The organism is Rhodococcus sp. NPDC003322 (assembly GCF_053589555.1).
Genome location: NZ_JBSFSC010000007.1, coordinates 72,617 through 84,993 on the forward strand (window position 1 = coordinate 72,617; position 12,377 = coordinate 84,993).

General features: G+C 68.9%; 13 protein-coding genes. 12 read left to right on the forward strand and 1 reads right to left on the reverse strand.

Going from position 1 to position 12,377, the window contains the following annotated elements; all coding sequences use genetic code 11:
* The first annotated feature begins 16 nt into the window (after positions 1–16).
* Genes ACWDUM_RS25270 through ACWDUM_RS25295 form a run of 6 tightly spaced genes read left to right on the forward strand, consistent with a single transcriptional unit; the run spans position 17 to position 6,156 of the window.
* Positions 17–1,072: a 2-oxoacid:ferredoxin oxidoreductase subunit beta gene (locus tag ACWDUM_RS25270; protein ID WP_450114050.1), complete on the forward strand. Its 1,056-nt coding sequence runs from the start codon at positions 17–19 to the stop codon at positions 1,070–1,072.
* A gap of 52 nt (positions 1,073–1,124) precedes the next feature.
* Positions 1,125–1,985, forward strand: a complete 861-nt coding sequence (locus ACWDUM_RS25275) for a 3-hydroxybutyryl-CoA dehydrogenase (protein WP_450136100.1) — start codon at positions 1,125–1,127, stop codon at positions 1,983–1,985.
* A gap of 20 nt (positions 1,986–2,005) precedes the next feature.
* Positions 2,006–3,625 carry a class I adenylate-forming enzyme family protein gene (locus tag ACWDUM_RS25280; protein ID WP_450136101.1) on the forward strand — a complete coding sequence of 540 codons (1,620 nt, stop codon included), beginning with the start codon at positions 2,006–2,008 and terminating at the stop codon, positions 3,623–3,625.
* A complete protein-coding gene (locus ACWDUM_RS25285) occupies positions 3,622–4,395 on the forward strand; it encodes an SDR family NAD(P)-dependent oxidoreductase (protein ID WP_450113977.1) in 774 nt (257 codons plus the stop codon). The genes ACWDUM_RS25280 and ACWDUM_RS25285 overlap by 4 nt, the downstream gene beginning before the upstream one ends.
* Before the next feature lie 46 nt (positions 4,396–4,441).
* Entirely contained in the window at positions 4,442–5,476 is a 1,035-nt protein-coding gene (locus ACWDUM_RS25290) for an LLM class flavin-dependent oxidoreductase (protein ID WP_450136102.1), read from the forward strand.
* Positions 5,477–5,526: 50 nt separating this feature from the next.
* A complete protein-coding gene (locus tag ACWDUM_RS25295) occupies positions 5,527–6,156 on the forward strand; it encodes a TetR/AcrR family transcriptional regulator (protein WP_450113975.1) in 630 nt (209 codons plus the stop codon).
* Positions 6,157–6,180: 24 nt separating this feature from the next.
* Here the strand turns inward: ACWDUM_RS25295 and ACWDUM_RS25300 are convergent, their stop codons facing one another.
* Positions 6,181–6,930, reverse strand: coding sequence for an SDR family NAD(P)-dependent oxidoreductase (locus ACWDUM_RS25300; RefSeq protein ID WP_450113974.1), 750 nt, complete (start codon positions 6,928–6,930; stop codon positions 6,181–6,183).
* A 226-nt stretch (positions 6,931–7,156) separates the two neighbouring features.
* Here ACWDUM_RS25300 and ACWDUM_RS25305 point away from each other — a divergent pair, with 226 nt between their 5' ends.
* The 6 genes from ACWDUM_RS25305 to ACWDUM_RS25330 are packed head-to-tail and all read left to right on the forward strand — an operon-like array spanning position 7,157 to position 12,260.
* Positions 7,157–8,395 carry a Rieske 2Fe-2S domain-containing protein gene (locus ACWDUM_RS25305; protein WP_450136103.1) on the forward strand — a complete coding sequence of 413 codons (1,239 nt, stop codon included), beginning with the start codon at positions 7,157–7,159 and terminating at the stop codon, positions 8,393–8,395.
* Positions 8,388–8,822: a nuclear transport factor 2 family protein gene (locus ACWDUM_RS25310; RefSeq protein WP_450113972.1), complete on the forward strand. Its 435-nt coding sequence runs from the start codon at positions 8,388–8,390 to the stop codon at positions 8,820–8,822. The genes ACWDUM_RS25305 and ACWDUM_RS25310 overlap by 8 nt, the downstream gene beginning before the upstream one ends.
* Entirely contained in the window at positions 8,819–10,465 is a 1,647-nt protein-coding gene (locus ACWDUM_RS25315) for an FAD-dependent oxidoreductase (RefSeq protein WP_450136104.1), read from the forward strand. Before ACWDUM_RS25310 ends, ACWDUM_RS25315 begins: the two co-directional genes overlap by 4 nt.
* A complete protein-coding gene (fdxA, locus tag ACWDUM_RS25320) occupies positions 10,462–10,812 on the forward strand; it encodes a ferredoxin (RefSeq protein ID WP_450136105.1) in 351 nt (116 codons plus the stop codon). Before ACWDUM_RS25315 ends, fdxA begins: the two co-directional genes overlap by 4 nt.
* Positions 10,813–10,851: 39 nt before the next feature.
* Entirely contained in the window at positions 10,852–11,559 is a 708-nt protein-coding gene (locus ACWDUM_RS25325; RefSeq protein ID WP_450113969.1) for a PIG-L deacetylase family protein, read from the forward strand.
* Positions 11,559–12,260 (forward strand): 4-carboxy-4-hydroxy-2-oxoadipate aldolase/oxaloacetate decarboxylase, encoded by a 702-nt coding sequence (locus ACWDUM_RS25330; protein WP_450113968.1) that lies wholly within the window; start codon positions 11,559–11,561, stop codon positions 12,258–12,260. Before ACWDUM_RS25325 ends, ACWDUM_RS25330 begins: the two co-directional genes overlap by 1 nt.
* Positions 12,261–12,377 lie beyond the last annotated feature (117 nt).

Genomic DNA, 12,377 nt, shown 5'->3' on the forward strand with positions numbered 1-12,377 from the left:
GTTGTTCGACAACCTCATCGTGCAGGCGAATTCGACATCGGCGACCCGATCGTCCGTCGCGTTGACGACCGACCACTTCAAGACCGACCAGGAGGCGCGCTGGTGCCCGGGGTGCGGGGACTACGCGATCCTGGCGGCGGTGCAGGGATTGCTGCCCGAGCTGGGCGTCGCCCGCGAGAACATGGTCTTCGTCTCCGGGATCGGATGCTCGTCCCGGTTCCCCTACTACCTGAACACCTACGGCATGCACTCGATCCACGGTCGTGCCCCCGCGATCGCGACGGGTCTGGCGATGTCGAGGCCGGACCTGTCGGTCTGGGTCGTCACCGGTGACGGCGACTGCCTGTCCATCGGCGGCAATCACCTGATCCACACGTTGCGACGGAACGTGAACCTGACGATCCTGCTGTTCAACAACCGGATCTACGGCCTCACCAAAGGGCAGTACTCGCCGACGAGCGAGACGGGCAAGGTCACCAAGTCGACGCCCGCGGGTTCGGTCGACCACCCGCTCAATCCGATCTCCCTCGCGCTGGGTGCGGAGGCGACGTTCGTGGCGCGCACGATCGACTCCGACCGCGGCCACCTCACGTCGGTGCTGCGGGCCGCGGCACAGCACCGCGGGACGGCGCTGGTCGAGATCCTCCAGAACTGCAACATCTTCAACGGCGGAGCCTTCGACGCGCTGAAGGACCCCGACACCCGGGGCGACGTCACCGTCCGGCTGCGACACGGCGAACCGGTGGTGTTCGGATCGACGACCAGGAAGGGTGTGCGGGTCAACCCGCGTGGCGGCCTGGAGATCGTGACCGTCGAGGACACCGATGCGGCTGATCTGCTTGTTCATGATGTCCATCAAGAGGATTCATCCACCGCGTACATGCTCTCGCGCCTCGCCGACCGGCCCGACGGCGTCACCCCGCTCGGCATCTTCCGTGATGTGGCGCGTCCCGCCTACGACGACCTGGTCAACGCACAGCTGGTCGAGGCTCGGGGCGACGGTCACATCCCTGATCTGTCCGACGTCATCGCGGGAAGCGACACCTGGCTGGTGGGTTCGGGCCCGGAGTAGACCCACACCCGCCACGCAACACACAACTGCACTGATAACAGAGGAGAACGAAGTGATCATCGATCGGGTGGGCGTCGTGGGTGGCGGCCTCATGGGAACGGGCATCGCGCGGGTCTGCGCGCTCGCCGGGGCGGACGTCGTGATCTGCGAGGCGGATGCGGACCGGGCCGAGGCGGCGCGGACGCGCACAGAGAGCTCGCTGCGCCGGGCCGTGTCGGCCGGGAAGATCAGCGACGAGGACTGCGCGGCTGCGGTGTCGCGGCTGCGGTTCACGGCGGAGCTCGAAGAGTTGGGCGACCGCGAGATCGTCATCGAGGCGGTTGTCGAGGACGAGGCCGTCAAGTCGGAGCTGTTCGCCGCGCTCGACAAGGTGGTGACCAGCCCGACCGCCGTTCTCGCCTCGAACACGTCGTCCATCTCGATCACGAAGCTGGCCGCCGCGACGACCCGACCCGAGCGGGTCGTCGGCCTGCATTTCTTCAATCCGGTGCCCGCGCTTCGTCTCGTCGAGCTCATCCCGACGCTGCACACCGAGGCGGCGACGATCGATCGCGTCGAGCGCTTCGTCGGAGAAGACCTGCGAAAGCTGGTCATCCGGTCCCAGGATCGGGCGGGGTTCGTGGTCAACGCCCTGCTGACGCCCTACCTGCTGTCCGCGGTGCGGATGTTGGAGTCGGGATTCGCCTCCGCGGCCGACATCGACCGGGGCATGGTGGAGGGCTGCGCCCACCCGATCGGTCCGCTGTCGCTCGCGGACTTCGTCGGTCTCGACATCCTGCTGGCGGCGTCTACCTCGATGTACGAGGAGTTCAAGGACCCCCAGTTCGCCCCGCCGCCGCTGCTGCTGCGCATGGTCGAGTCCGGACTCCTCGGCGAGAAGACCGGGCGCGGCTTCTTCACCTACTCCCGATGAACACACCCGAAGGAGAGCCCATGCCCGCAGACGACGACGGCATCGGCCTGCCCGTGACGCCGAGCGCCACGTGGTCGCTGCCCGATCCCTGTGGCGGCGGCACCGGGGTCACCGTGTCGCCCGACCTGGCTTGGACACTGCGCCGAGCCGCCGGACTGCGAGGCCGGTCCGTCGCGGTCGTCGACGGCGAAACCAGGATCAGCTACGCGGACCTGCAGTCCTGGTGCGACCGGATGGCATCCGGGATGGCCCGGCGCGGGGCCGTGAGCGGGGACCGGGTCGCCGTTCTCGGCGCCAACAGTGCCGAATACCTCGCCGCGTACTTCGCGATCCCCACGGCAGGGCACGTTCTGGTCCCGCTCAATTCCCGGCTCGCCGATGCCGAGTTGCGCCAGGTCCTCGACGACTGCGAGCCCGCCATCGTCGTGGTGGACGAGGCGCACCGGGAGCGAGCAGAAGCGCTCACCGGGGCCCGCCGCACCGGCGTGGTCACCTTCACACAGTTGCTCGCCGAGCCGGACGCGCGGCCCGGTGACCACCGCGACACCGAGGTGAGGCCAACCGATCTCGCGGCGATCTTCTACACGGGCGGAACCACCGGACGGGCCAAGGGCGCGATGCTCACCCACGCCAACCTCGCCGCGAACGCACTGCACATGATCGCCGGGCTCGGCTACAACGCCGACGACGTCTACCTGCACTGCTCCCCGATGTTCCACCTCGGCGACGGCATGTCGACCCACCCGATGACCTGGGCCGGGGGAGGCCACGTGGTGATCCCCCGATTCGACCCGGAATCCGTCCTGGACGCCATCGAGAACCACGGGGTCACCTGCACCTTCCTGGTGCCCACCATGCTCACCCTGCTGCTCGAATACCTGGACCGGACGGGACGGGATCCGGACCTGTCGTCATTGCGGCTCGTCGTGCACGGCGGCGCGCCGATCTCGCCGGCACTGCTGGACCGGGCCATCGAGCGGCTGGGGTGCTCGTTCACCCAGTCCTACGGCATGACCGAGGCCGGACCGATCCTGAGCTTCTTGCCCCGCGAGGACCGACTGCTCGACAGCATCGTGCTCCGGTCGGCCGGCCGGCCGGTCGTCGGTGTCGAGGTGCGGGTCGCGCGGCCGGACGGCAGCGACTGCGAGGTCGGCGAGACGGGCGAGATCGTCGCCCGCGGACCGAATTTCGCGATCGGATACTGGCGGCAACCCGAGATCACCGCGGAGCGGTTCCGGGACGGCTGGTACTGGTCCGGTGACCTGGCCTACCGCGACGAGGACTTCCACCTCTACATCGTGGGTCGGGCCGGGGACGCGATCATCAGCGGCGGCGAGAACGTCTACGCCGCCGAGGTGGAGGCCGCGCTCGCCCAGCATCCGGATCTGGTCGAGGCCGCGGTCATCGCCGTCCCCTCGTCGCAGTGGGGCGAGCAGGTGCATGCGGCGGTGGTGATCCGCGACGGCGCGCAGACGACCGAGTCGGACCTCGACCGGCACTGCCGAGGGCTGATCGCCGGCTACAAGATCCCTCGCTCCTACGAGTTCCACGCCCAGTTGCCGCGCACGGGCCCCGGCAAAATCGACAAGTTGGCCCTGCGCCGGCCGCACTGGTCGGCGCATGGAAGGGATGTGTCATGACCACTTCGAACATTGGTCGGGAGCGGGTCGCGCTCGTGACGGGAGCCTCTCGCGGGATCGGGGCGGCCTGCGCGATACGCCTTGCGGCACAGGGGTACAGCGTCGCGGTGAACTTCGCCAGATCCGCGCAGGACGCCGAGGCGGTGGTGAAGCAGATCATCGCGAACGGAGGTACGGCGGTCGCCGTGCGGGCGGACGTCTCGGTCGAGGGCGCGGGGGAGGAACTCGTCCATGAGACCGCTCGGCTGCTTGGGCCGCCGCTCGTGGTGGTCAACAATGCCGGGGTTCAACGGTCCCGGGCGATGATCCGGCAGACCCGCGACGAGTTCGACCAGATGCTCGACACCAACGTCCGCGGAGCGTGGTCCGTCACGCGGGCGGCGCTTGCCCACATGTACGACGCCGGCTGGGGTCGCGTCGTCTTCGTCAGCTCGGTGCTGGGAGCCACCGGCGGCCCCGGGGACAGCGGGTACGGCGCGTCGAAGGCTGCGCTGCTGGCGATGTCGAAGAGCCTGGCCCTGGAGGTGTCGCGCCGGGGCATCACGTCCAACGCGGTGCTGCCGGGCACGATCCTCACCGACATCGTCGCCGACGTCGATCCGGCGGTGCTCGAGCACAACATCGCGGCGATCGCGGCTCGACGCGGGGGCGCACCCGAGGAAGTCGCAGCCGTCGTCTCGTTCCTCTGCTCACCGGATGCCTCCTATGTGAGCGGTGCAGAGGTCGCTGTTCACGGCGGCGGCTGGGTCACCCTGCCTCCGTCCCGGTGATCGATCTGGCAGTGGAAATCGAATACGAACCTCGGAGGTAGGAGATATGCAGTACGGGATCGGCTTGTACACCGGCCAGGTGCCGCCGGGCGAGGACATCGGCTTCCACGACGAGTACGCCCGCATCATCGAGCAGGCGAAGCTGGCCGAGCAGGCGGGCCTGGATTCGATCTGGCTGAGCGAGCACCACGGGGCGGCCGACGGGTACCTGCCCTCGCTGCTGCCGCTCGCGGCCGCGATCCTCGCGTCGACGAAGCGGCTCGTCGTGGGCACCGCGGTTCTGCTGGCACCCTTTCACGACCCGCTCCGGCTCGCCGAGGACGTCGCGGTCCTCGACCAGATGTCCGGTGGACGATTCATCCTGGGTATGGGAACGGGATGGCGCCACAGTGAGTTCCGGGCCTTCGGGATGAACCCGGCGACCCGCGGCAGGACCCTCGAGGAAACCGTCGAGATCCTCCGGCTCGCGTGGCGGGGCGAACGGTTCGGATTCGACGGGCGGGTGCACCGGATCGACAGCGCGATCGTCAGACCGCAGCCCTTCACCCCCGGGGGCCCGCCGATCTGGCTCGGGGGTACCGGCCCGCGGGCGTTGGTCCGCGCGGGCCGCCTGGGCGACGGATACTTCGGAGTCTGCACCCCGTTCGACACGGCCATGTCGACCTTCGACGCCGTGCTCGAGTCGGTGCCGGCCGATCGGCGGGATCGGTTCTCGTTCGGTCAGTTGCGGTCCGGCTTCATCTCGGACGATCCGGACCTCGGCTGGAAGCTCGCCGGGCGGGGCATGACCTACACGATGGACGTGCACGCCCGGTGGGCCAGGGAGGAGGCCGGCACCCCGGTCGAGCCGGACGCCACTCTCACCCCGGAAGAGGCGGTCCGCCAGTACAACCTCATCGGCACGGTGGACGACGTCACGGCGGCGCTGCGGCCCTACGAGCGCAGATTCGCGGGCCGATCCGACGCCCACCTCTGCTTCCGCCTCTATCATCCGTACATGCCGCACGCCGCGGTGCTCGACGCAATCCAGACGTTCGGTAGGATAACCGTACCCGCACTGCGCGGCACCGCGGAAGGTTAGCCGCCGCTGGACTGACCGTGGTGCCGCGCCGACCAGCCGGAGGAAAGCCCGTGCCACCCAAGCGCTCCGCGGAGCGGCATGCCGACGTCCTGGACGCCGCCATCGAACTGATCCGCCAGAAGGGCATCGACGGCACGAGCCTGCAGGACATCGCCGATGCCGTCGGCATCAAGAAGGGCAGCCTCAACACCTACTTCTCGTCGAAGGACGAGCTGGTCGGACTGATCCAGGCCCGGTTCACCGAGGTCGCCGAGCACGAGCTTGCCAAGATCGCCCAACGTGACGACCTCGCCCCGGACGAGAGGCTCCGCGAGCTCCTGTATTTCCACGCCGAGCACTGCACGCTGCGGGTGTCGTCGCCCGTCCTGGTCGGCTTCATGCATCTGTGGACGGCATCGTCCGCCCAGTCCGGCGGGCGCCAGCCCGACATCGTCCGCGAGTACCAGCGGACGTTCGAGGATGCCGTCGCGTTGTGTTCGCGCAAGCGCATCTTCAAGAGGGTCGATCCTCAGCTGACGGTGAACGGGCTGATGGGGAGCATGAGTTGGTGTGCCTTCTGGTACAACGAGGACGAGCACGGGCCGTTGCGTCCGCTCGTGGACAAGATCCTCGACATGGCCTTCGACGGATTGCGTCCCCGCCCTCGGGTCCGGCGCGCCGGGGGAGCGGGCGGGAACTGACGTCCCGCTCCCCGGGCGCACCCGTCAGCGCTTCGCGAGCCGGGAGCCCGCATCCAGGCGGATGACCTCGCCGTTGAGCATCTCGTTGCCGATGATCGCGCACGCCAGGTCGGCGAATTCCTCCGGCTTGCCCAGTCGCGCGGGATAGGCGACGGACGCGGTCAACTGATCCTGCAGCTCCCGCGGCAGGTCGGTGGTCAACGATGTGGCGAACGCACCGGGGGCGATTGCGGCGCAGCGGATTCCATACTGTGCCAGCTCTCGGGCCGCGGGCAGCGTCATGCCGGCGACGCCGGCCTTGGTTGCCGAGTACGCCAGCTGCCCCTGCTGCCCCTCGAACGCGGCGATGCTTGCCGTCGTGACGATCACGCCGTTCTCGGTGTCGGTTCGCGCGTTTCTGCTCATCCGCCACGCCGCGGCGCGGATGACGTGGAATGTGCCCATCAGGTTGACGTCGATCACCGCCTTGAACCGGTCCGGATCGACCGGCCCGTCCCTTCCGATGAGCCGAAAGCCCCCGGCGACCCCGGCGCAGTGCACGGCGATGTCCACACGGCCGAACACCGCGACCGCCTCGTCGAACGCCGCGTCGACCTCGGTCGCAGAGCTCACGTCCGCGGTCAGAGAAAGCCAGGCCGGGGAGGGTGTTCCCGGCGGAGTCGTCAGGTCGATCGCGGCCACCTTCGCCCCGTGCTTCGCGAGCATGTGAGCGGTGGCCTGGCCCAAACCTGCACCGGCGCCGGTGATCACGGCGACTGATTCGGCGATTTGCATTGCTGCCTCCTGTGTTGGGGATCGTGCATCACGGGTCGGATGCGAAACACTTTGAAATCTCTTCGATTCGGGTCTTGATCCGCCGGTGTGACGCGGATAACCTTCCAATCGACAGGGTAACAGTCGAGCCGCCTGGACCAACCCCCTCTCCCGTCTCGGAGAAGGTGGCGCCGGGGCTCATTCAGCCAGCCCGCCCGGTCGGGGCGTGGACGAGTGGAGGATCCGCATGCTGTCGCATGAAGACAATGAACTCCTGACCCGGGTCGAGGGGTCGGCGCCGATGGGCGCGTACCTCCGTGAGTATTGGACGCCCGCGGTGCGTTCGGAGCGGCTGGTCGCCGACGGCGCTCCGGTCAAGGTCCGGCTCTTCGGGGAGAACTTCGTGGCCTTCCGGGCATCCGACGGAACGGTCGGGTTCCTCGACGAGGCCTGTCCCCATCGGGGAGCCTCGCTCGCGCTCGCGCGCAACGAAGACTGCGCCCTGCGGTGCATCTACCACGGGTGGAAGATCGACGTGTCCGGAGCGGTGGTCGAGGTGCCGTCCGAGCCCGCGGAACGCCTCGAGGACATGGCCCAGAAGATCAACGTCGGCCACCACCCGTCCCGGGAGGCCGGGGGGGTGGTCTGGGTGTACCTCGGATCTCAGGACGATCCGCCGCCCTTCCCGCGGTTCCCGTTCGACGGACTCCCGGCCGATCACGTCCGGGCACTCACCGCGCAGACGCACTGCAACTGGCTGCAGGCGGTCGAGGGGACGCTGGACTCCTCGCACGTGTCGATCCTCCACCAGGCCTGGCTGGGACAGAGCACAGGAAGCCTGGGAGAGACCGCGGAGGACTCCGCACCGCGTTACGAGTCCGACGACACCGGATACGGCATCCGTTTCGCTGCCATCCGGCACGCGGGTGCGGACGGCATGCACGTGCGGGTGACCGAGTTCGTGATGCCGTGGACGGCGTACATCCCCACCGGCGACGAGGACCGGGTGGCGATCATCGGGACGCCGATCGACGACGAGCACTCGCGGCAGTGGTTCATCAGATGGAACGACGACCACCCGCTCACCGAGGACACCGACACCGACTACTGGTACCGGGATCTGACGGTCGCGCCGGACGACTTCGCCTCGCTGGCCCGCGGCAAGGACAGTTGGGGCCAGGACCGCACCCTGATGGCAACCGGCCACTTCTCCGGGTTCTCCAACCTGATTCTCGAGGACGTGGCGATCCAGGAGAGCCAGGGTCCGATCGTCGACCGTACCCGGGAGAAGCTGGGCACCAGCGACATCGCCGTGGTCAGGACTCGCCGACTGTTGCTGAGTTCCGTTCGTGCGCACGAGAAGAACGGAGAGGTGTTCGGCCAGGAGGATCCTCACGTCAGGCCGGTCACCGCCGGGGTCGCGATGACCCTCGACACCGCCGAGGACTGGCGCACCGCCGCGGGCGCGGAGGCGCGATATGTCTGAGTCGGCCGGTGTCGATTTCGCGGACTGGCAGGCGATCCGCGAGCTGACCGCGACCTACAACCGCTGCTTCGACAAGTCGGACGCCGCCGGCTGGGCGGGGACCTTCCTCGCGTCGGGACGTCTCGAGGTCGCGGGTGAGGGTGTCACCTACACCGGGCACGACGAGCTCGGCGGGTTCTGCCGGTCACGCGGATGGGGCATCCTGCACATGACCCTCGATCCCGAGGTGACCGTCGACGGCGATCGTGCCGAACAGCGCTGCAACCTGGTGATGTTCCGGCGCTACGAGGACCAGGCCCGACCCACGCTCATGGCGACGGGGCGCTACACGGACAGCCTGGTGCGCACCCCGGACGGATGGCGCTTCGACCTGAGGGTCGTCGAGCTGGACACCCGACTCGGGTCCGGCGCGGAGGCCGTCCGATGAGCGCCCGAACTCGCGGCGCCGAGACCGTGATCGACGGCGCCGATGTCGTCGTATTCGGCTCCGGGGCAGCAGGCTTCGCGGCCGCCGTGACGGCGGCCGCAGCAGGGTGCGAGGTCGTGCTGTTCGAGAAGGCCGATGCGATCGGTGGCACCACGGCGAAATCGGGAGGTGTGTACTGGATTCCCGACAACCACCTCATGCGCCGGCGCGGTATCGACGATCCGGAGGACCGTGCGGTCCGGTACATGGCCAGGGTGAGCGCGCCCGATCGCTACCGCTCCGACGATGCGTTGCTCGGGCTCACGGCATGGGAACACGACCTCCTCACCGGGTACTACGGGTTGGCGTCCGAGGCGGTGGAGTTTCTCGAGGGCGTCGGCGCGCTCCGCTCGACGATCGAGGTGGCCTTGCGCTTTCCCGACTATCACATGGGCCTCCCGGAGCAGGGCGGGGTGTACGGACGGGCGTTGTGTCCGGCGGACGAGCACGGTGCACCGGGCGGCGGTGCCGACCTCATCGCGCAGTTGGCCGCCGCCGCAAGGCGGTTGGGCGTGCGGATCGTGACGCGTCACGCACTCACGGACCTGCGGCTCGACGGAGGGCGGGTGACCGGCGCGGTCGTTCGCGATCTCGGCAACGCCCGCGACATCGACGTCCGGGCCCGCCTCGGTGTGATCCTCGCGGTCGGCGGCTTCACGCACGACAACGCCCGCAGGAACCGGCACCTGCCGGCACGGGTGTGGGGAGGCTGTGCGGCCGGCACGAACACCGGAGATGCGCTCCCGGTGCTCGAGTCCCTCGGCGTCCCGCTGCACAACATGGATTGCGCCTGGTGGGATCAGGTCGCCGTCGAGCACACCTCGGCGGAGTCGACCGAGACCCGCGCCGGAATGTGGGTCGCCCCGGGCGACTCGTCGCTGATCGTGGACCTCACGGGCCGCCGGATCGGCAACGAGAAGCAGTTCTACAGCGACCGCGCCAAGGTGCACATCGGCGCGGGTGCGCCGGAGTTGCTGGTGCTCGTGTTCGACAGCCGGACCGAGCAACTCTTCTCGGCGGAACAGTTCGCCTACCCGCTCGCCCTGCCGGGTGAGTCGACCGCACACCTGGTGTCGGGGGACAGCTGGGGACAACTGACCGCCGGTCTCGAGGAACGGTTGCACGCACTGGCCGGCGCCACCGGAGGCACGCGGTTGCACAGCGACTTCGCGTCGAACCTGGCGGCGACCGTCGCCCGTTTCAACGATCTGGCCCGCGCGGGCGTCGACATCGATCACGGCCGCGGAGTCGAGCCGATCGAGGCGTTCTTCACGGGCGAACCGCGCCCGGGCGGTGGCCCGAACTCGGTGATGGCGCCGCTGCACGAGGAGGGGCCGTATCACGCCGTGCTCATCGGGCTCGGAACGCTCGATACGAAGGGCGGTCCGCGAACCACGCGCGCCGGCCAGGTGCTCGGCGCGAACGGCCCGGTGGACGGGCTCTACGCGGTCGGGAACTGCGCCGCCTCGCCGTCGAACAACGGCTACTGGGCGGCCGGCGCGACCATCGGCCCGGCGTTGGCGTTCGGCTACGGCGCGGGCCGCGATCTCGCGGGCCGGTCGGTTCAGTCACCGCCTTCACGCGAGCAAGGAGTGACGTCGTGACCTTCATCATCGGCGCCCCGTGTGTCGACGTGATGGACCGATCCTGCCTGCAGGAATGTCCGGTCGACTGCATCTACGAAGGCGAGCGCAAGCTCTACATCAACCCCGCCGAGTGCATCGACTGCGGTGCCTGCGAGCCGGCCTGCCCGGTGGAGGCCATCGCCTCGGATCGGGACGACGACGAGGAGTTCGAACCGTTCGTCGCCGACGCCGTCGAGTTCTTCCAGACCGTGTTGCCGGGTCGCGACGAACCCATCGGTTCGCCGGGAGGGGCACGGAACCTCGGACCTGTCGCGGCGGACGGCAGCCTTGTCCGCGCGATGCCACACACAATCCCGAATGTATAGCAGCACAACAGAGTTCAAGCGACAAAGAAGGAGACAGGTATGACCAAGGTGACAGTCGTCAGCGCACACGGCATGGACTGGGTGTGGCGCACGGGCGGAACGATCCTCAAGTACGTCAAGGCCGGCGCCGAGGTGACCGTCGTCTGCCTGTCGATGGGGGAGCGAGGCGAGTCCGCGTCGGCGTGGGCGGAGCCCGGTCAGACCGCCGAGCAGGTCCGTGCGGTCCGCCTGGGCGAGGCGGAGAAGGCCGCCGCCGTCGCCGGGGTGGAGCTGCGGACCTACGACTGGGGCGACTACCCGATGATCATCGACGACGAGCGCCGCCTGGAGATGGTCCGGCTGCTCCGGGAGCTCAAGCCGGACGTGGTCCTGACCCACGGTCGCCGTGACCCCAACAACCCTGATCACGTCGCGACCGCCCGCCTCGTCGAGGACGCCGCGATCTGGGCCCGGGCACACGGGCGCCTTCCCGAGGCGGAGCGGTTCGTGGTGCGTCAGATCCACGGCTACGAACCCGAGTTCCCGGAATTCTGCGACTTCAAGCCGGACACCTACATCGACATCAGCGACGTCGCCGACCAGAAGCTCGAGATGATGCAGTGCTCGCAGGTGCAGCAGTTCATGATCGAGGTCTACGAGCAGCGGGCCCGGTACCGCGCGATCATGGCGGGTCTGCTGCTGGACCGGAAGGTCACGCACGCCGAGGCATTCGAGCGTTTCCTGCCGGCGGCCGGGGGTCTGTTCTGATGTCCGACCATCTGATCAGTCCCACGATTGTCGACCGGATCGATCGTCGAGTGGGCGCCTTCTCCGCGGAGTTCGCCGAGCTCGGCGTCGCGACCGTGCACGAGTCGCAGGGGCGCAGCGGGCTGATGGATCCCGCGATCAAGCCGCTCGTCGAGGGGGCCCGGGTCGCCGGGCCCGCCGTGACCTGCCTCAACCAGCCCGGTGACAACCTGATGCTGCTGGCCGCACTGGACCTGTGCCAGGAAGGCGACGTCCTGGTCGTGGCGAACCTGTCCGCGTCGACGTCGGGAATGGTCGGCGAGATCATCGCCAGCATCCTCATCGCGCGCGGCGCCGCCGGACTCGTCGTGGACGCCGGGGTCCGCGACGTCCGCGAGCTGCGCCGACTGTCGCTGCCGGTCTGGTCCAAGACCATCTCCGCGTCCGGCACCACCAAAGGGGGTCCGGGCTGGGTCAACACACCCGTCGTCGCCGGCGGAACCCTGATCCGGCCCGGCGACATCGTCGTCGCGGACGACGACGGGGTCGTCGTCGTTCCCGCCGAGTCGGCCGAGGAGGTGCTCGCCCGGGCCAAGGACCGCGTCGAGCGGGAGTCCATGCTGCTCAAGGACATCGCCGCCGGTCGCTGGCCCGGTCTGTCCCCTGAGCTACGCGAGCAGCTACGCAAGCTCGGCGTCCACCGGACACCAGGGCCGTACTAGACACGACCTGTGCCGGGGGGATGTGATGTGTACGGCCGGATCTGGCCCCTGCGGGCGGATCAACCGCCGGCCACCGAGGCGCAACGGCGTGCCCTGTGAAGTCGATCACCACTTCTG

Excerpts from the sequence above, each read along its gene's own strand:
- ACWDUM_RS25280 (WP_450136101.1), top strand. The coding sequence starts at position 2,006 with ATGCCCGCAGACGACGACGGCATCGGCCTGCCCGTGACGCCGAGCGCC.
- ACWDUM_RS25285 (WP_450113977.1), top strand. The coding sequence starts at position 3,622 with ATGACCACTTCGAACATTGGTCGGGAGCGGGTCGCGCTCGTGACGGGA.
- ACWDUM_RS25290 (WP_450136102.1), top strand. The coding sequence starts at position 4,442 with ATGCAGTACGGGATCGGCTTGTACACCGGCCAGGTGCCGCCGGGCGAG.
- ACWDUM_RS25300 (WP_450113974.1), bottom strand. The coding sequence starts at position 6,930 with ATGCAAATCGCCGAATCAGTCGCCGTGATCACCGGCGCCGGTGCAGGT.
- ACWDUM_RS25305 (WP_450136103.1), top strand. The coding sequence starts at position 7,157 with ATGCTGTCGCATGAAGACAATGAACTCCTGACCCGGGTCGAGGGGTCG.
- ACWDUM_RS25310 (WP_450113972.1), top strand. The coding sequence starts at position 8,388 with ATGTCTGAGTCGGCCGGTGTCGATTTCGCGGACTGGCAGGCGATCCGC.
- ACWDUM_RS25315 (WP_450136104.1), top strand. The coding sequence starts at position 8,819 with ATGAGCGCCCGAACTCGCGGCGCCGAGACCGTGATCGACGGCGCCGAT.
- ACWDUM_RS25325 (WP_450113969.1), top strand. The coding sequence starts at position 10,852 with ATGACCAAGGTGACAGTCGTCAGCGCACACGGCATGGACTGGGTGTGG.
- ACWDUM_RS25330 (WP_450113968.1), top strand. The coding sequence starts at position 11,559 with ATGTCCGACCATCTGATCAGTCCCACGATTGTCGACCGGATCGATCGT.